The following is a 17,344-nucleotide window of genomic DNA, read 5'->3' on the forward strand; positions in this document are numbered from 1 at the left end:
CCTGCCCGACCCCCTGGGGAGACCGTGAAGCTCGCCCGCGACACCTGGCTGATCCTCCAGCGCCAGCTGCTGCTCATGATCCGCACCCCGATCTGGATCGCCGTCGGCATCATCCAGCCGCTGTTCTACCTGCTGCTGTTCGCCCCGCTGTTGAAGAAGGTGCTCGCCCCGGACGGCGCCGGCAGCTACGCCGACGCCTACCAGGTCTACGTGCCGGGGCTGTTGGCGGTGCTGTGCATCTTCGGCGGGCTGTTCACCGGTTTCAGCCTGCTGGGCGAGCTGCGGGCCGGGATCATCGAGCGCTCCCGGGTCACCCCGGTCAGCCGGCTGGCGCTGCTGCTCGGCCGGGCCCTGCGCGAGATGGTGGCACTGCTGGTGCAGGCCGTGCTGATCACCCTGATCGCGCTGCCGTTCGGCCTGCGGGTCAGCCCGCTGAACCTGCTGCTCGCCTACGTCCTGCTGGCCCTGCTGGCCCTGATGACCTCCGCGATCTCCTTCGGGATCGCGCTGATGGTGCCCACCGACGCCGCCATGTCGCCGGTGGTGAACACCATCGCCCAACCGATCGCGCTGCTCTCCGGGGTGCTGCTGCCGCTCACCCTCGCGCCGCAGTGGCTCCAGCAGCTCGCCCACTGGAACCCCTTCTACTGGGCGGTGGAGGGCATGCGCGCGCTGTTCTCCGGGCACGCCGGGGACGCCGTGGTCTGGCAGGGGCTGCTGGTGGTCGTGCTGATGACCGTCCTGGCGGTCTACTGGTCGGCCCGGCTGTTCTCCACCCGGGTGCGGTGACGAGGCACGGAAGGGGCCCGGCTCGCACCCGCGAGCCGGGCCCCACTGCCGCCCCCGTACCGCTCCCTGCGTCCGTACCGCTCAGGAGCGGATGAACTCCGCCAACTTGGCGACACCGTCGATGATCTGAGCCTGCGTCAGCGAACTGACTGAGAGCCGGAGCCGGTGCTCGCCGCCGCCCGCCGGGTAGAACGGCCTCATCGGCGTCCAGAGCACCCCGAACTCCCGGGCGCAACGCTCCATGGCCGCGTCGTCGGCCCGGAAGGGCACCGTCAGCACGGCGAAGAAGCCACCCTCGGGCCGGTTCCAGTCCACCCCCAGCCGGCGCCGCTCGGAGGCCGGGAAGTGCCGGTCCAGCTCCCGCAGCAGGGTGTCCATCCCGGCCGCGTAGTGGGCCGTGGCGCGGGCGTTGGCGGCCCGCAGGCTGCAGTCGTGGGCCAGCAGCATGCCGCCGATGACGGCCTGGCTGAGCGCGGGGGTGTTGACCGTCGTCATGCTCTTCAACTTGGCCAGTTCGTCGGCCAGCAGGCCACGGCGTCCGCCCGGGCCGGCCACCCGCTGGTCCGCGACCACGTAGCCGACCCGGGCGCCGGGGAAGCAGGTCTTGGCGAAGGAGCCCAGGTAGACGACCTGGCGGCGGCGGTCCAGCGCCTTGAGGGTGGGCCGCGGCCCCGGGGTCCGGGCGAAGAAGCCGTACGGGTTGTCCTCGACGACCAGCAGGCCCTCCTCGGCAGCGGCGTCCAGCAGCCGGGTGCGGGCGGCGACCGGCATGCTGGTGCCGGAGGGGTTGGCGAAGTCCGGGACGACGTACAGGGCGCGCGGGCGGCGGCCCTCGGCCCGGACGGCCCGGGCGGCGGCGCGGACCGCCTCCGGGTCGGGGCCGCCGTCGGGGCCCTCCGGGACCGGCAGGGTGGTCAGGTCGAGCAGCCGGGCGGCGCCGGTCACGCCGACGTAGCAGGGCGAGCTGACCAGCAGCACGTCCTGCGGGCCGGCGCACAGGGCGCGCAGGGCCAGCAGCATGCCCTCCTGGGCGCCGACGGTGAGCACCACGGCCGCGGGGTCGACGGTGAGGCCCTCGTCGTTGGCGAGGGTGCGGGCGACCAGGTCCGCGATGATGCCCTTGGTGGGGCCGTACTGGAACAGCGCGGTGCGCACGGCGTCGCGGTCGAGGCCGCGCTCGGCCAGGTGGTCGAGGTAGCCGTCCAGGTAGGCGGGGACGTCCTCGGGCTCGAAGAAGCCCTCGTAGGGGCGGCCCGGGGCGAAGGAGACGGCGCCGGGGTAGCGGGTGGTGACTTCGTTGAGGAAGGTCATCGCATCCAGCAGCGGGTCGGCGAGCGAGCCGTGCAGGTCGGCCAGGTCGAGGTCGGCCGAGTCCTCGCCGCCCGGGCCGTGGCCGGTCGGGTCGTCGCCGGTCGGGTCGTCGCCGGTCGGGTCGTCGCCGGTCGGGTCGTCGCCGGTCGGGTCGTCGCCGGTCGGGTCGTGGTCGGTCACCGCAGGGCCTCCCGGAGTCGGGCGGCGGCGTGGGCCTGGGCCTCGGCGGCGGCGTCCAGGGTGCCGGTCATGGCGAAGAAGCCGTGCGGCATGCCCTGGTAGCGGCGCAGGTCCACCGGCACCCCGGCCGCGCGGAGCGCCTCGGCGTACTGCTCGCCCTCGTCGCGCAGCGGGTCGTACTCGGCGGTGAGGACGGTCGCGGGCGGCAGGCCGGAGAGGTCGGCGGCCCGCAGCGGGGAGGCGTACGAGGAGGCGCCGTCGGCCGGGTCGGCCAGGTAGTGACCCCAGTACCAGGCGGCCGAGCGGCGGTTGAACAGCAGCGGGTCGTCGTGCTCGCGCAGCGAGGGGGTGTCGGCGGCGTGGTCGGTGTTGGGGTAGACCAGCAGCTGGTGGCGCAGTGCCGGGCCACCACCGTCGCGCAGCAGCAGGGTCAGGGCGGCGGCGAGGTTGCCGCCGGCGCTGTCGCCGCCGACCGCGAGGCGGTCCGGGTCGATGCCGAACCCCGCTGCCCCGGCGACCAGTTGCTCCAGGGCGGCGCGGCAGTCGTGCAGCGCGGCGGGGAAGGGGTATTCGGGGGCCGACCGGTAGCCGACGGAGGCCGTGACGCAGCCGACGGCGTTGGTGAGGCGGCGGCAGATCGCGTCGCTGGTGTCGACCGAGCCGAGCGTCCAGCCGCCGCCGAACAGGTAGAGCAGGGCGGGCAGCGGGCGGCCGGGCGGTTCGGGCCGGTAGAGCCGCAGGGCGAGGTCGCCGCCGGGGCCGGGGATGCGGTGCTCCTCGACGGCGGCGACCGGCTCGGGGGTGCCGGCCGCGGCGCGGATGTCGGCGAGGTCGGCGGCGCGGGCCTCGGCGAGGGTGAGGGTGTAGAGCGGCGGTGCGCCGCTGCGCGCGCGGTGGGCGCGGTAGGCCTCGGCCTGGGGGTGCAGGGGCATGGGTGGCGGTCCGTTCGGTGGCCCGGCCGGGGCCGGGCGGCGGCTCGGCAGGGGTTCGGCGGGGTTTCGGCGGGGGTTCGGCGGGCGGTGTTCAGCGGGCGGTGTTCAGCCGGGGGTTCGGCGGCGGCTCAGCGGTCGGCCTCGACGTAGACGGTTTCGTCGGTGCGGAAGGCCGTGTCGAGGTCGGCGACGTCCGAACGGAGGCCCTGGCGGTAGGCGCAGTGCCGGATCCGGTCGGGGGTGAACCCGGCCAGGGTCAGGACGTGCCGCAGTTCGTCCAGGTCGTAGATCCACTGGTGGCCGTAGTACCGGAAGATCTGGTTGACCAGGAAGGCCGGCCGGGCGGGCATCGGCGGGCCGAAGCCCAGGGTGCTGAGCCGGCGGCGGTGCTTGCCGAGGAAGCCGTCGCCGGTGGCGTAGCCGACCAGGTAGCGGGCGAGGTCGGGGGTGGTGAGGCGCAGGACGCCGCCGGGGCGCAGGATCCGGCGGGCCTCGCGCAGCCAGCCGACCGCGACGGGCAGGGTGACGTGCTCGATCAGGTGCTCGGCGTAGACCCAGTCGACGCTGGCGTCGGCGAAGGGCAGCGGGCGGGAGACGTCCAGCTGGGTGAACCAGCGGTCGCCGTCGACCCGGTAGAGGGTGCCGGGCTCGGTGGCGAGGCCGGGCCCGGTTTCGGCCGCGGTGCTGCGCAGGGTGGCCAGGTCGGTGCCGAGGCCTTCCGGGTGGGCGGTCCGGAAGGCGGCGAACTCGATTCCGGTGAGGCCGAGTTCGCGGAAGTCGTGGTGGTCGTGCGGCAGTGCGCCGGGGCGGGCTTCGAGTGTCCTGCAGGTGGCGACCTGGGCGCTGAAAGCGTCCAGGCGGGTCTCCAGCCCTTCCGGGTCGTCCCAGTCCCAGCCGGGGAAGCGGTCGTTCGGGCTGCTCGTCGGTTCGGTCATCGGTTCTCCTTCTGGAGGAACGTGCTGCGGGTGCGGCGTGGTTCAGCCGACCGGGCCGGGCCAGCGCGCGAGGGCGTCGCGGCCCAGGTCGGCGAGCCGGGGGCGGCCCAACAGGGCCAGGGTGTGGTCGAGTTCCTCGTGCAGCAGGCGGAGCACCCGGCGCACCCCGGCCTCGCCGTCGAGGGCGAGGCCCCAGAGCGCGGGGCGGCCGATCAGTACGGCCCGGGCGCCGAGGGCGAGGGCGACGGCGATGTCGGTGCCGGTGCGCACGCCGCCGTCCAGCAGCACCGGGAGCTCGGCGGGCACCGCGTCGACCACCTCGGGGAGGGCGGCCAGGGCGGGCAGCGCGCCGTCGAGCTGGCGGCCGCCGTGGTTGGAGACCAGGAGGGCGTCCACGCCGTGCTCGACGGCGAGCCGGGCGTCCTCGGCGGTCAGCACGCCCTTGAGGACCAGTGGCAGCCGGGTGCGCTCGCGCAGCCAGGCCAGGTCGGACCAGCTCAGGGTGGGGTCGAACTGCTCGCGGGCGTGTTCGGCGATGCCGGAACTGCCGTCGGCGGCGCGGTGGCTGGCGGACATCAGGGTCTCGTCCAGGTTGACCGCGCGGACGGTGGGCGGGACGGCGAAGCCGTTGCGCAGGTCGCGCAGCCGGCGGCCGATCCTGGGCGCGTCCACGGTCAGCACCAGGGCCTGGTAGCCGGCCGCCTCGGCGCGTTCCACCAGGGCGGCCAGGGCGGCGCGGCGGCGCAGCCAGTAGAGCTGGAGCCAGAGCGGGCCGGTGGCGGCCGCGGCGATCTCCTCCAGGGTGCGGCTGGCGAACATCCCGGCGACCAGCAGGGCGCCGGCCGCCCCGGCGGCGCGCGCGGTGGCGGTCTCGCCCTCCGGGTCGACCAGCCGGTGGTAGGCCATCGGGGCGATGCCCAGCGGGATCCGCAGCGGTGCGCCGAGCAGGGTCAGCGCGGGGTCGCAGACCGAGACGTCGACCAGGGTGCGCGGGCGCAGTGCATAGTGCCCGAACACCTCCCGGTTCGCCGTCAGGGTGCGTTCCGCACCGCTGCCGCCTTCGATGAAGTCCCAGATTTCCGGGGGGAGTCGGTCGCGTGCGGCGTGCTCGATCCCGGCCAGCGTGAGTGCTCCCACGGGCATCCTCGTTTCCCGGACGGCCACGCGCGGGCCGGTCCCGGTTCGGCAGCGTAGGAGCAACGAGCACATTGGTATAGACCTTGATTTGACCAAACGTCTGTGCCAAGGTCTGGCAACGGAATTGACCGTATTGGTTGAGAACGACGCCCATTGCGTCCATGTCAAATCCCCTCACTTGTTGTGGAGCCGCGTTGACCGGCTTTTCCTCCTTTTCCCTTCCGCTTTCCGCACCGCCGCACGCCGACGCCCCGCCGGACTGGGTCGAACGGTCGCTGCTGGCGGGACCGGGCGGCGAGGAGTGCCTGCGCTTCGGCGCACCCCTCGACCGGGACGCCCTGCGCGCCCTGGTCGAGGACCAGTGCGACCGACTGACCGCCGCCGGGCTCGGCCCGGGCGGCACCGCCGCGCTGCGGCTGCCGCCCTCGGTGGCCTTCGTCGCCGTGCTGCTGGCCTGCTGGCGGCTCGGTGCCCAAGTCGCACTGCTCGACCACCGGTTGACCGACCACGAAGTGGACGCGGCGGTGGCCCGGCTGGCCCCGCAGGTGCTGGTAGGCTCCGCCCACCGGCCGGCGGCGGCGCTGCGCGGCTTCTCCGAGGTCGAACCGGTCGCCGTCCCGCTGCCGGACGGGCTCCCGGCCCGCACCGGACACGCCCTGATCCAACTCAGCTCCGGGTCCACCGGCCCGGCCAAGGTCATCGCCCGCACAGCCGCCGACCTGCTGCGCGAACTCGATTGCTACCGCAGGCTGGTGGAGTTCCCCGGCGAGGGCGAGCGGGTCGTGCTGCTGTCCTCGGTGGTGCACGTGCTCGGGCTGGTCGGCGGGCTGCTCAACGCCCTGCACGCCCGGGCCGCGCTCACCGTCCCGGAACGGATGACGGCGGCCGGCATCCTCGCCGCGGTCGCCGCCGACCAGCGGCCGACCACCGTCATCGGAGTGCCCTTCCACGCCGAACTGCTGGCGGGGACGGTCACTCCCCCGGCACTGCCGCAGCTGCGCCGGATGGTCGTCGCGGGCGAACTGGTCCGCCCCGGCCTGCCCGCACTGTTCACCGAACGGTACGGCGTACCGCTCGGCACCATGTACGGCATGACCGAGACCGGGGTCATCGCCACCGACCTCGACGGCACGCTGCACCCCGCCAAGCGCCCCGTGCACGGCATGCGGATGCGACTGGTCGCCGGCGAGCTGCAGCTCGGCGCGGCCGCCTCCCCGTACCCGGGGCTGGACGACCCGGGCCGCTGGTCGGACGGCTGGCTGCACACCCGCGACGCCGCCGCCCTGGACGAGGCGACCGGCCTGGTCACCGTGCACGGCCGGCTCGACTCGCAGGTCTCGATCGGCGGGTTGAAGGTCGACCTCACCGAGGTCGAGCAGACCCTCGCCGCGCTGCCCGAGGTCCGCGAGGCGGTCGTCGTCTTCGACGGCGAGGCGATCGAGGCGTACCTGTCCGTCGAGGCCGGGGCCGAACCCGCCCTCGTCCAGGACGGGCTGGCCCGCCGGCTCGCCGCCTACAAGCGGCCGCGCCGACTCGTCCTGCTGCCCGCCCTCCCCCGCACCGCCACCGGAAAGCTGCTGCGCGACCCGGCCGCCCTGCGCGACACCGCCGCGGCCGCCGTGCGCTGACCGGACGCACCGCCCGCCGGACACCCTCCGGACAACCCCGACAAGGAGCCCACCATCATGCAGGACCGCATCCGCGCGTTCGTTCTGGCCGCCCTCACCGAGATGCAGTACGACGTCTCCGAGGTCACCGGGGACACCGACCTCGGCCCGGCCGGGCTGGACCTCGAATCGCTCGCGCTGGCCGAACTCTCGGTGCAGGTCGAGGACGAGTTCGGGATCAAGTTCGACCTGGACGAGATGGAGACCACCGCGATGATGACGCTGGACGAGTTCACCGCCGACGTGGTCAAGCGGATCGACGCCCTCCCCGCCGCCACCGGCAGCGCGGCGTGACCTCCTCCGCCCGCCCCGCGGACTCCGCCCCCGGTGCGCTCCCCGACCGGGCCGAGGTCCTGACCATGCTGGCGGCGTTCGGGCAGCGCGCCGCCGACACCGTGCCCGAGGAACTCGGCTCACTCGAACTGACCTGGCTGATCGCCGAGTTCGAGCAGCGTTACGGAATCCAGCTGGACCTGGACGACGAGCACTTCGGCGCCGTGCGGACGGTCGACGACGCCACCGAGCTGCTGCGCGAGACGGTACTGGCCGCACGCGCCGGAGCGCGGCCGTGACCGGCGCCGACACGCCCGTCCCGGCGCCCCGGCCCGCCGCGCCCGGGCCCCTGGCGGCCGCCGACCGCCCGGTCGTCACCGGCGTCGGGGTGCTCAGCGCCACCGGGCGCGGGCTCGCCGCGCTGACCGAGGCCGCCGCCCACGGCAAGGCCGCGTTCACCGAGGTGGCCCGCTTCGACGTGAGCGGCCGCCGCACCACCCGGGCCGCCCTGCTGCCCGGAACGGTGCCTCTGGCCAGCACCTTCCCGCTGGCCAGGGCCGTGCTGGAGGCGATCGGACAGGCCGGCCGACAGGCCGGGCTGACCGCCGCCGAGGGCGCCGCGATGCCCGTCCTGCTCGCCCTGCACAGCGACGAGCGCACCCGCGCCACCGCCGACGCGGTGGCCGCCGGGATCCGGGCGCACTGGGGCGCGCCGGGCGTCACCCGGGTGTACACCGGCGCCTGCGTGGCGGCCGCCACCGCGGTCGCCGACGCCGCCGCGCTGGTCGCCGCCGGTCGGCACGAACGGGTCCTGGTCGCGGCCGGCCACCTGGTCGAGCCCGGGGTGTTCGCCGTCTTCGACGCCGGACGCGCCCTGGCCCGGGACGGCGAACTGCGCCCGTTCAGCACCGGCCGCACCGGCACCCTGCTCGGCGACGCGGCCGTCGCCGTCCTGGTCGAGTCCGCCCCGGCGGCCGAACGGCGCTCGGCCCCCGCACTCGCCCGGCTGGCCGGCTGGGGGCGGGCCGGGGACGCCCACCACGTCTGCCGCCCGGAGCCGGACGGCGCCGGGGTCGCCCGGGCGATCGAGGCCGCGCTCGGCCGCGCGGGCATCGCCCCGGAGCGAGTCGGCTACGTCAACGCCAACGGCACCGGCTCCGACCTCGCCGACCGGGCCGAGGCCACCGCCCTGCGCACGGTGTTCGGCCCGCACGCCGACCACCTGCCGGTCAGCTCCAGCAAATCCGTCCACGGCCACGCCCTGGAGGCCTCCGCCCTGCTCGAACTCGCCGTCACCGTCGGCGCGTTGGAGAGCGGACTGACCCCGGTCAACGCCGGCTGGCTGGGCCCCGACCCCGACGTCCGGCTGGACCTCGTGCTGGACGGCCCGCACACCGCCCGCCCCGACTACGCGCTCACCCTCAACTCCGCCTTCGGCGGGGCCAACACCGCCCTGCTGCTGGCCGCCGCCTGACCCGGACACCCACACCATGACCACCCCTGCCACCACCGCCCCGCACGTCCTCGCCGAGGCCCGCCGCCCCGGCCCGGACCTCCCCGGGCCCCCGCCACCGCTGCCCGGCTTCACCCCCGCCGGGCTGGCCCCGCTGATCGCCGACACCGCCGACCGCTGCCTGCGGGCCCACCACGGCCCGCCACCCGCCCCCGGGCGCACCGCCCTGCTGCTCGCCAGCGCGAGCGGCGACCTCGCCACCGCACGCGCCATCGACCGGAGCGCGGAGCCCGGACACCGCCCGGCCCCGCTGCTGTTCTTCCAGTCCAACCCGAACGCCGTCCTCGGGCACATCGCCGCCCGCTGGGGCCTGACCGGCCCCGTCGTGGCGATCAGCCCGGCCGAGGCCGTCCCCGGCACCGTCCCCGCGGACGCGTACGAGCTGGCCGCGCTGCTGCTGGCCGACGGGGACGCCGACCACGTCCTGGTGATCGCCGCCGAGCAGGGCACCGACGGCGACCACGCCGTGGCCGTGCTGCTCACCCGGCCCGCCGACTGAACCCGCGGGCCGGCGGGGCCCGTAGCCACGGATGAGGCCCGCCGCCCGACGCAGCCGTACCCGGCACACCGGCGACCACCCGGCCCACCCTCGCAGCGCCGACGCCCCACCACGGCCGACGCCCCCACCACCGCCCGGCCGCCGTCCGCGCCGGCCGCACCCCGACACCCGATCAGCCGCCCGGGCCGCCCCGGCCCCGAGGGAGGGATCCACCCCCGTGACCATCCGCAGTCTCCGCACCCAACTCGCGGACGACCCCGACGTCGGCGCCGGCAACGTGCTGACCGCCCGGATCGCCCTCGGCCAGGGGCTCGACGAGCCGCTGCTCACCTTCGACACCCCGGTGGACCACCACCCCGCCTGGCAGCCGCTCACCCTGCGCGAACTCGACCGCGCCGTCCGGGCCCGCGCCGCCGCCCTGCACGGCCTCGGCATCACCCGGCGCGACCCGGTCGTGGTCCACGCGAGCAGCGCCGCCGACCACGTGCTCGCCTTCCTCGCCCTGGCCCGGCTCGGCGCCGTCCCCGCCCTGCTCAACCCCAACCTGGACGCCGAGCGCGCCGCCCGCTACATCGCCCGGCTCGGCGCCGCCGGGGTGCTCGCCGACCCGGCCCACCTCGCCGCCCTGGCCGAGCACGACCCGGGCGCACCGCTGCTCCCGGAGATCTCCACCCTCGGCGCGGGCGACCCGGACGCCGCCCCGGAGCCCTACCGGCACTGGTCCGGCGACCCGGTGGCTATCACCCACTCCTCCGGCACCACCGGCATGCCGAAGGCCGTCGTGCACTCGCACGCCAGCCTGTACGCGGCGATCCGCCACCGGCTGCGGCTGCCCCGCCCGCAGGGCCAGGACCGGATGCTCAGCGCCCTGCCCGCCCCGCACGCCGCGACCCTGATCGCGCTCAACCTCGCGCTCAGCTCCCACACCGAACTGGCCTGCCTCTCCGGCCAGTCGGGCGCCGGCGTGCTGGACGCGATCGAGCAGTGGCACCCCACCGGGGTGATCGGCTTCGCCGCCACCTGGGCCGACCTCGCCCACCACGACCTGGCCGCGCGGGACCTGGCCTCCGTCGCACTCTGGTGGAACACCGGCGACTGCGCCCACGAGGTGCACATCCGCCGGCTGATCGCCACCGGCAGCCGGGAGACCGTCACCCGCCAGGGCCGCACCAGGCTGCCCGGCTCGCTGTTCGTGGACGGCCTCGGCTCCACCGAGATGGGCCACTCGCACTTCTTCATCACCCACGGCCCCGGCACCGACCGCTACGGGCGCTGCGTCGGCCGCCCGCACGCCTTCGTCGACTGCGAGGTGGTCGGCCCGGACGGCGAACCGCTCGGCCCCGGCGAGGTCGGCGAACTCGCCACCGCCTCACCGACCCTGGCGCTCGGCTACTGGAACGACTCGGCCACCACCTTCCGCACCCGGCTGCGCGGCCGCTTCCTCACCGGGGACCTGATGTACCGGGACGAGGAGGGCTACTGGTACCACGTCGACCGGGCCGTGGACTCGCTCGAACTCGCCGACGGCAAGCGGCTGTTCACCGCGATGTCGGAGGAACGGGTACTGGCCGCCCGCCCGGACGTGCTGGACTGCACGGTGGTCGCCGTCCGGGACGGCGAGCAGGTGGTCACCGACGTGCTGCTGCTCCTGGCCCAGGACGCCCTACGCGGCGCCGGCCCGGACGCCGACCGCGCCGAGGCCGTGGTCGCCGCCCTGGACGAGGCCACCGCCCGGACCGTCCGCCAGGTCCTGGTGGTCACCGGGGACGACATCCCGCTCGGCCCGACCGGCAAGGTCCGCAAGGTGCTGCTGCGTGAGCGCCACCTGGCGGCGGTGAGCGCCCGATGACCACCCGCGAAGCCGCCGTCATCACCGGCATCGGCCTGGTCTCCCCGCTCGGCCGCAAGCCCGCCGAGGTGTTCGAGGCGCTGGCCGCCGGCCGCTCCGGCCTGCGGACCGTCCCCGAGGACCACCCCGCGTACGGCTGGCTGCCCGCCGCCGGGATCGCCCCCGCCGTGGACGGCCGCGAGGTGCTGCCGCCCACCGAGACCCGCTGCGTGGACCGCTTCGTGCTGCTCGCCCTGGCCGCCGCCGACGACGCGCTCGCCGACGCCGCCCTGGTGGTCGGCCGGGACGCCGACCCGCACCGCACCGCCGTGGTGCTGGCCACCGGGGGCGGCGGCCTGGAGACCTTCGAGCAGCAGTCGCACCGCCGGCTGGAGCGCGGCCGCCCCGGCGTCAGCCCGTACCTGCTGCCCGGCATGCTCTCCAACATGGCCGCCGCCCGGATCGCCATCAAGTACGGCATCCGGGGCTACAGTTCGGCCGTGGTGACGGCCTGCGCCGCCGGCGCCCAGGCGATCGCCGAGGGGCTGCGGCTGATCCGCGCGGGCGACGCCGACGTGGTGGTGTGCGGCGGCACCGAGTCCTCGCTGCACCCGACCATCGCCGCCGCCTTCACCAACGCCCGCGCGCTGGCCCAGGGCTGGGAGGACCCAACACAGTCCAGCCGGCCCTTCGACCGCCGTCGCAACGGCTTCGTGCTGGGCGAGGGCAGCGCCGTCCTCGTCCTGGAGAGCGCGAGCCACGCCGCCGCGCGCGGCGCCACCGGCTACGCGGACGTGCTCGGCTGGGGCGCCTCCACCGACGCCCACCACCCGACCATGCCCCGCCCGGACGGCGCCGGCGCCGCCGACGCGATGCGCGCCGCGCTCGCCAACGCGGGCCTGGCCCCGGCGGACATCGACTACGTGAACGCCCACGGCACCGGCACCAAGCTCGGTGACGTGGCGGAGACCGCCGCCCTGCACGCTGTCTTCGGCGCGCACCGGCCGGCGGTCAGCTCCACCAAGGGCGCCACCGGCCATCTCCTCGGCGCCGCAGGCGCGTTGGAGGCGGCGGTGGCGGCCCTGGCGGTGGCGAGGGGGACGCTGCCGCCGACGCTCAACCTGGTCGACCCGGACCCGGCCTGCGACCTGGACCACGTCCGGGGCACCGCCCGGTCCACCCCGGTGCGCGCCGCGCTGAGCAACGCCTTCGCCTTCGGCGGCCACAACCTCAGCCTCATCCTCGGCCCGGCCTCCGTCCGCACGCGCTAGCTCCTGCGGGTCCTCGCCGGGCAGCGCCGCCCGGCAGCGCGCCGCTCCTCGAACCACCATCCCTCCGGGGGGAGATCCCGTTGTCCATCCAGACCATCGCCCGCGTCGAGTTCCACTGCGCGGACGCCGACAAGACCGCCGCCGAACTGCACGCCGACTACGACTTCACCGCCGCACCCCCGACCACCTCGGCGGATGGCACCCGCTCCGTCGACCTCGCCCAGGGCTCGATCCGGCTGCGTCTGACCTCCGCCGCCGACCCCGGCCACCCGGTGTCCGCCTACGTCGCCCGGCACGGCGACGGCGTCGCCGCGCTCGCCCTCGGCTGCACCGACCCGAGGGCCGCCCTGGAGCGGGCCGAACGGCACGGCGCCCGGGTGCTGGACCGGGAGGCCGGCCTGATCGCCGGATTCGGCGACACCGCCCTGCGGTTCACCTCGATGCACGCGGCCGGGACGGACGCGGCCGCCGGGGCCACCGGGCCCGACCGGCCCGACGGCGCTGGCCCCGCCGGCCCCGCCGGTCCCGCCGGTCCCGCCGGTCCCGGGCTGCTGGAGGCCCTCGACCACGTAGCGATCTGCCTGCCCGGCGGCGAACTCGCCGACACCGTACGGTTCTGCGAGGCCGCGCTCGGCTTCCACGCGATCTTCGAGGAGTACATCGAGGTCGGCGAGCAGGCCATGGACTCCACCGTGGTGCAGAGCGCCTCCGGCCTGGTCACCTTCACCCTGATCGAGCCCGACACCGCCCGCCGCCCGGGCCAGATCGACGAGTTCCTGTCCGCCCACGGCGGCGCCGGGGTGCAGCACCTGGCGTTCAGCACCGACGACATCGCCACCGCCGTGCGCACCGCCCGCTCCCGCGGCGTGGAGTTCCTGACCACCCCGGGCGCCTACTTCGACGCGCTCACCGAGCGGCTCGGCGGGACGGCCATCCCGGTGGAGACCCTGCGCGACCTGCACGTCCTGGTGGACCAGGACCACGGCGGCCAGCTGTTCCAGATCTTCGCCCGCTCGACCCACCCCCGGCGCACCTCCTTCCTGGAACTGATCGAGCGCCAGGGTGCGGGCACGTTCGGCACCGCGAACATCAAGGCGCTCTACGAGGCGGTCGAGCGACAGACCTCCGCCGCCGCCCGCTGACCGCCCCCAGAAGGGAAGCACCACCGATGACCACCGCCACCGAGTTCCGCCTCACCGACGCCGAGTACGCCCTGCTGCCCACCCCCGAGGAGGTGGCGCACTACCGCGAGCACGGCTGGTACCTCTCCCGCCGGCTGTTCAGCGACGAGGAGCTGGACACCCTCCAGGCCGCCACCGAGCTCTACTACGCGGGCCACCGGGATCGCGAACTCCCCGTCCGCCCGCCCCGGTTGGCCGCCTGGGAGCCCTCGCACGGGCCGGTCCAGCGGCACAACGACTACGTCCACCACGAGAGCGACGCGATCGGCGCGATCCTGCGCAAGCCGCTGGTCGGCGCGGTCGCCGCGCTGCTCGCCGGGGCCGAGGAGATCCGGATCTTCCAGGCCACCCTGATCTACAAGCCGCCGGTGCCCGGGGAGCCCAGCAACCACGTGCCCTGGCACTTCGACAAGCACTACTGGCAGACCTCGACCTCCCAGAACATGCTCACCGCCTTCATCCCGTTCCACGACTGCCGGGAGCAGAACGGGACCATCACCATGGTCGACGGCAGCCACCGCTGGCGTGAGATGCCCTCCGGCGAGGACTCCACCCGGCACTTCGCCGACCGCGACAACTCCGAGCTGGACGCCATCCTGGACGCCAACGCCGCGTTCAACGGGCAGCAGGTGCGGAAGGTCCCGATGCTGATCCCGCGCGGCCACATGTCCTTCCACCACTGCCGCACCTACCACGGCAGCGGCCCCAACCTGGCCTCCTTCCCCCGCCGGGCCGTCTCGCTGCACCTCCAGGACGGCGCCAACGAGTACCGCCGGCACGAACGGCCGGACGGCGGCCCGGTGGTGTACAACCACGACGTGCTGGTGCGCCGCACCGCCGACGGCCGACCGGACTACGCCGACCCGGCGTTCTGCCCGACGGTCTGGCGGGGAACGCTGTGACCGCACCGCCCGCTGCCGTGATCGCCCCGCTGGCCACCCCGGCCGAGCGCTACCGGATGCTGCGGCTGATCCGCGGCTTCGAGGAGCTGGCGCTCGGCCTGGTGAAGTCCGGCGCGATCCCCGGCGGCATCCATCCGTACATCGGGCAGGAGGCCGTCGCGGTCGGCGTCTGCTCGGCGCTCGGCCCGGCCGACCGGCTGACCAGCACCCACCGCGGCCACGGCCACGTGCTCGCCCGGGGCGCCGCCCCGGACCGGCTGCTCGCCGAACTCGCGGGCCGGGTCGACGGGTTGAACGGAGGCCGGGGCGGCTCGATGCACGCCGCCGACCTCTCGCTGGGCATCCTCGGCGCCAACGGCATCGTCGGTGCCGGCGCGCCGATCGCGGTCGGCGCCGCCTGGGCCGCCAGGCACGCCGGTGCTGCTGCCGGCGTCGGAACCGGAGTCGGCGCCGCGGGCAGCCCGGTCGCGGTGTCCTTCTTCGGCGACGGCGCGCTCAACCAGGGCGTGCTGCTGGAGTCGCTCAACCTCGCGGCGATGTGGCGGCTGCCGGTGCTCTTCGTCTGCGAGAACAACGGCTACGCCACCACCCTGCCCGCCGCGACCGCCGTCGCGGGCACCGCCACCGGCCGGGCCGCCGCCTTCGGCATCCCCGCCGAACAGGTGGACGGCATGGACACCGAGGCCGTCCGGGCCGCCGCCCTGCGCGCCGTCGAGCGGGCCCGCGCGGGCGGCGGCCCCGGCTTCCTGGAGTGCCGCACCTACCGCTACGAGGGCCACCACACCATGGAACGCCGGATGAAACTGCGCTACCGCACCCCCGAGGAGGTCACGGCCTGGCGCGAACGCGACCCGCTGGACCGGGCCGCCGCCCCACTGGACCGGGCCGTCGTCGCCGAACTGGACCGCTCGGTGGCCGAACAGCTCGCCGCCGCCGAGGAGTTCGCCCTGGCCTCGGCCCACCCGGACCCGGCCGGCGCGCTGGACCACCTGTACGCCGACGGCCTGCGACCCCGGGCGGGGGTGTCGGCGTGACCAGGCTCTCGTACGCCAAGGCGCTCAACCGGGCACTGGCCGACGAACTCGCCGCGGACCCGGCGGTCTGCGTGTTCGGCGAGGACATCGGCGCCGGTCTGGCCGGGCCCACCCTGGGCCTGCTGGACCGCTTCGGCCCGGCGCGGATCGTGGACACCCCGCTCTCCGAACAGGCCTTCACCGCGATGGCGATGGGCGCCGCACTGGCCGGGCGGCGGCCGGTGCTGGAGTTCCAGATCCCCTCGCTGCTCTTCCTGGTCTTCGAGCAACTCGTCAACCAGGCGCACAAGTTCTCCCTGATGACCGGCGGCCAGGCGGCCGTCCCGCTGACCTGCCTGGTGCCCGGCTCGGGCTCCCGGGACGGCTGGGCCGGGCAGCACTCCGACCACCCGTACAGCCTGTTCGCGCACGCCGGGGTGAAGACCGTGGTCCCCGCCACCCCGACCGACGCCTACGGGCTGCTGCGCTCGGCGATCCGCGACCCGGACCCGGTAGTGGTGTTCGCCCCGGCGGCCGCGCTGCCGGTGCGCGAGACGGTGACCTGGGAACTCGCCCCGGTGCCGCTCGGCCGGGCCCGGATCCACCGACCCGGCACGGACGTCACCCTGGTCGCCCTCGGGCACCTGGTGCACGACGCCCTGGCCGTCGCCGAGGAGCTGGCTCCGGAGCTCTCGGTCGAGGTGCTCGACCCGCGCACCGTCCACCCCTTCGACTGGCCGGCGCTGGCCGAGTCGCTGGAGCGCACCGGCCGGCTGGTCGTCGTGGACGACTCCAACCGCAGCTGCGGCTTCGGCGCCGAGGTGCTCGCCACCGCCGCCGAGGAGATGCGGCTGATCGCCCCGCCGCGCCGGATCACCCGCCCGGACGGCGCGGTGCTGCCCTTCGCGCCCGCCCTCGACCGGGCCGTCCAGCCCGGCCGCGAGCAGCTGCGGCACGCGCTGCGGTCCGTCATGAAGACCCGCTGACCCGGTCACGACACCCCCGCCCCACCGTCGCGACGCCCCCGACCCACCGTCACGACACCCCCGACCCCCGTCACGGCTCCCCGGCCACCACCGCGACGGCAATCCCCCCGCCCCGAGAACAGGAGCACCGATGTCGACCAACCGCTACCACTGGGACCGTTCCCACCCCGGCCTCACCAGCCTCCAGCAGGCCATCGACCCGCTGCGCCGCGAGGTCGTCGAGCACTCCGTCTACCGCTCGCTGACCAGCATCGCGCGCGTCCGCACCTTCCTGAACAGCCACGTCTTCGCGGTCTGGGACTTCATGTCGCTGCTCAAGAGCCTCCAGCGCGACCTCACCTGCGTGGACGTGCCGTGGGTCCCGAGCGGCCCGACCGCCAGCCGCCGGCTGATCAACGAGATCGTCCTGGTGGAGGAGAGCGACGAGCTGGGCGAGGGCTACACCAGCCACTTCGAGCTGTACGTCGAGGGCATGCGCCAGGCGGGCGCCGATCCCCGCCCGGTGGCGGACTTCCTGGCGCTGCTGGGCTCCGGCACGGCCGTGCCCGAGGCGCTCAAGGGCGCCGGGGTGCCGGCCGCGGCGGTGGACTTCACCTCCGTCACCTGGTCGATCGTGGAGAACGCGCCGGTGCACGCCCGGGCCGCCGCCTTCGCGTTCGGCCGCGAGGACCTGATCCCGGACATGTTCACCCAGGTGGTCGGCATCGACGACCCCGACGGCGTGCTCACCGTCTTCAAGGACTACCTGGCCCGCCACATCGAGGTGGACGGCGAGCAGCACACCCCGATGGCGATGCAGATGCTGATCGACCTGTGCGGCGACGACCAGGCCCTGTGGGACTCCTGCGCCGAGACCGTCCGGACGGCGCTGGAGGCCCGACTGCGGCTGTGGACCGCGATCGAGCAGTCCTTCTAGACCCTCCCGGG

17 protein-coding genes are annotated in these 17,344 nt (G+C 75.2%); 13 read left to right on the forward strand and 4 right to left on the reverse strand.

Annotated elements, in window-relative coordinates; genetic code table 11:
• Positions 1-24: 24 nt before the first annotated feature.
• Positions 25-789, forward strand: coding sequence for an ABC transporter permease (locus ACZ58X_RS01305; RefSeq protein ID WP_470331584.1), 765 nt, complete (start codon positions 25-27; stop codon positions 787-789).
• 81 nt (positions 790-870) lie between these two features.
• Here ACZ58X_RS01305 and ACZ58X_RS01310 read toward each other — a convergent pair whose 3' ends face one another.
• The 4 genes from ACZ58X_RS01310 to ACZ58X_RS01325 all read right to left on the reverse strand — a co-directional run bounded on the left by ACZ58X_RS01310 (position 871) and on the right by ACZ58X_RS01325 (position 5,290).
• The gene (locus ACZ58X_RS01310; protein WP_470331877.1) at positions 871-2,145 is read right to left on the reverse strand and encodes an aminotransferase-like domain-containing protein; all 1,275 of its coding nucleotides are present in this window, start codon (positions 2,143-2,145) and stop codon (positions 871-873) included.
• Positions 2,146-2,276: 131 nt separating this feature from the next.
• Positions 2,277-3,212: an alpha/beta hydrolase gene (locus ACZ58X_RS01315; RefSeq protein WP_470331585.1), complete on the reverse strand. Its 936-nt coding sequence runs from the start codon at positions 3,210-3,212 to the stop codon at positions 2,277-2,279.
• A 128-nt stretch (positions 3,213-3,340) separates the two neighbouring features.
• The gene (locus ACZ58X_RS01320; RefSeq protein ID WP_470331586.1) at positions 3,341-4,147 is read right to left on the reverse strand and encodes a class I SAM-dependent methyltransferase; all 807 of its coding nucleotides are present in this window, start codon (positions 4,145-4,147) and stop codon (positions 3,341-3,343) included.
• Positions 4,148-4,189: 42 nt separating this feature from the next.
• Entirely contained in the window at positions 4,190-5,290 is a 1,101-nt protein-coding gene (locus ACZ58X_RS01325) for an alpha-hydroxy acid oxidase (protein ID WP_470331587.1), read from the reverse strand.
• Between the two features lie 188 nt (positions 5,291-5,478).
• Here ACZ58X_RS01325 and ACZ58X_RS01330 point away from each other — a divergent pair, with 188 nt between their 5' ends.
• From ACZ58X_RS01330 to ACZ58X_RS01385, 12 genes are all read left to right on the forward strand, one after another.
• Positions 5,479-6,912 carry a class I adenylate-forming enzyme family protein gene (locus ACZ58X_RS01330; RefSeq protein WP_470331588.1) on the forward strand — a complete coding sequence of 478 codons (1,434 nt, stop codon included), beginning with the start codon at positions 5,479-5,481 and terminating at the stop codon, positions 6,910-6,912.
• A gap of 57 nt (positions 6,913-6,969) precedes the next feature.
• Entirely contained in the window at positions 6,970-7,245 is a 276-nt protein-coding gene (locus ACZ58X_RS01335) for an acyl carrier protein (RefSeq protein WP_360243150.1), read from the forward strand.
• A complete protein-coding gene (locus ACZ58X_RS01340; protein ID WP_470331589.1) occupies positions 7,242-7,523 on the forward strand; it encodes an acyl carrier protein in 282 nt (93 codons plus the stop codon). The genes ACZ58X_RS01335 and ACZ58X_RS01340 overlap by 4 nt, the downstream gene beginning before the upstream one ends.
• The gene (locus ACZ58X_RS01345) at positions 7,520-8,698 is read left to right on the forward strand and encodes a beta-ketoacyl synthase N-terminal-like domain-containing protein (RefSeq protein ID WP_470331590.1); all 1,179 of its coding nucleotides are present in this window, start codon (positions 7,520-7,522) and stop codon (positions 8,696-8,698) included. The genes ACZ58X_RS01340 and ACZ58X_RS01345 overlap by 4 nt, the downstream gene beginning before the upstream one ends.
• A gap of 16 nt (positions 8,699-8,714) precedes the next feature.
• On the forward strand, positions 8,715-9,236 hold the full coding sequence (locus tag ACZ58X_RS01350; protein ID WP_470331591.1) for a beta-ketoacyl synthase chain length factor: 522 nt from the start codon (positions 8,715-8,717) through the stop codon (positions 9,234-9,236).
• 217 nt (positions 9,237-9,453) lie between these two features.
• Positions 9,454-11,085 carry a class I adenylate-forming enzyme family protein gene (locus tag ACZ58X_RS01355; protein ID WP_470331592.1) on the forward strand — a complete coding sequence of 544 codons (1,632 nt, stop codon included), beginning with the start codon at positions 9,454-9,456 and terminating at the stop codon, positions 11,083-11,085.
• Positions 11,082-12,335: a beta-ketoacyl-[acyl-carrier-protein] synthase family protein gene (locus tag ACZ58X_RS01360; RefSeq protein ID WP_470331593.1), complete on the forward strand. Its 1,254-nt coding sequence runs from the start codon at positions 11,082-11,084 to the stop codon at positions 12,333-12,335. Before ACZ58X_RS01355 ends, ACZ58X_RS01360 begins: the two co-directional genes overlap by 4 nt.
• Positions 12,336-12,415: 80 nt before the next feature.
• Positions 12,416-13,477 carry a 4-hydroxyphenylpyruvate dioxygenase gene (gene hppD, locus ACZ58X_RS01365; protein ID WP_470331594.1) on the forward strand — a complete coding sequence of 354 codons (1,062 nt, stop codon included), beginning with the start codon at positions 12,416-12,418 and terminating at the stop codon, positions 13,475-13,477.
• Positions 13,478-13,503: 26 nt separating this feature from the next.
• Positions 13,504-14,418 carry a phytanoyl-CoA dioxygenase family protein gene (locus ACZ58X_RS01370; RefSeq protein WP_470331595.1) on the forward strand — a complete coding sequence of 305 codons (915 nt, stop codon included), beginning with the start codon at positions 13,504-13,506 and terminating at the stop codon, positions 14,416-14,418.
• Positions 14,415-15,452 carry a thiamine pyrophosphate-dependent dehydrogenase E1 component subunit alpha gene (locus tag ACZ58X_RS01375; protein ID WP_470331596.1) on the forward strand — a complete coding sequence of 346 codons (1,038 nt, stop codon included), beginning with the start codon at positions 14,415-14,417 and terminating at the stop codon, positions 15,450-15,452. Before ACZ58X_RS01370 ends, ACZ58X_RS01375 begins: the two co-directional genes overlap by 4 nt.
• Positions 15,449-16,417 (forward strand): alpha-ketoacid dehydrogenase subunit beta, encoded by a 969-nt coding sequence (locus tag ACZ58X_RS01380; RefSeq protein ID WP_470331597.1) that lies wholly within the window; start codon positions 15,449-15,451, stop codon positions 16,415-16,417. Before ACZ58X_RS01375 ends, ACZ58X_RS01380 begins: the two co-directional genes overlap by 4 nt.
• Positions 16,418-16,547: 130 nt before the next feature.
• A complete protein-coding gene (locus tag ACZ58X_RS01385; RefSeq protein WP_470331598.1) occupies positions 16,548-17,333 on the forward strand; it encodes a DUF3050 domain-containing protein in 786 nt (261 codons plus the stop codon).
• The last annotated feature ends 11 nt before the right edge of the window (positions 17,334-17,344 follow it).

This window comes from Kitasatospora sp. NPDC040550 (genome assembly GCF_055594965.1).

What these genes read in the sequence shown, in the direction of transcription:
- ACZ58X_RS01350 (WP_470331591.1), top strand. Translation starts at nt 8,715, where the DNA reads ATGACCACCCCTGCCACCACCGCCCCGCACGTCCTCGCCGAGGCCCGC.
- ACZ58X_RS01325 (WP_470331587.1), bottom strand. Translation starts at nt 5,290, where the DNA reads ATGCCCGTGGGAGCACTCACGCTGGCCGGGATCGAGCACGCCGCACGC.
- ACZ58X_RS01360 (WP_470331593.1), top strand. Translation starts at nt 11,082, where the DNA reads ATGACCACCCGCGAAGCCGCCGTCATCACCGGCATCGGCCTGGTCTCC.
- ACZ58X_RS01370 (WP_470331595.1), top strand. Translation starts at nt 13,504, where the DNA reads ATGACCACCGCCACCGAGTTCCGCCTCACCGACGCCGAGTACGCCCTG.
- ACZ58X_RS01315 (WP_470331585.1), bottom strand. Translation starts at nt 3,212, where the DNA reads ATGCCCCTGCACCCCCAGGCCGAGGCCTACCGCGCCCACCGCGCGCGC.
- ACZ58X_RS01335 (WP_360243150.1), top strand. Translation starts at nt 6,970, where the DNA reads ATGCAGGACCGCATCCGCGCGTTCGTTCTGGCCGCCCTCACCGAGATG.
- ACZ58X_RS01385 (WP_470331598.1), top strand. Translation starts at nt 16,548, where the DNA reads ATGTCGACCAACCGCTACCACTGGGACCGTTCCCACCCCGGCCTCACC.
- ACZ58X_RS01320 (WP_470331586.1), bottom strand. Translation starts at nt 4,147, where the DNA reads ATGACCGAACCGACGAGCAGCCCGAACGACCGCTTCCCCGGCTGGGAC.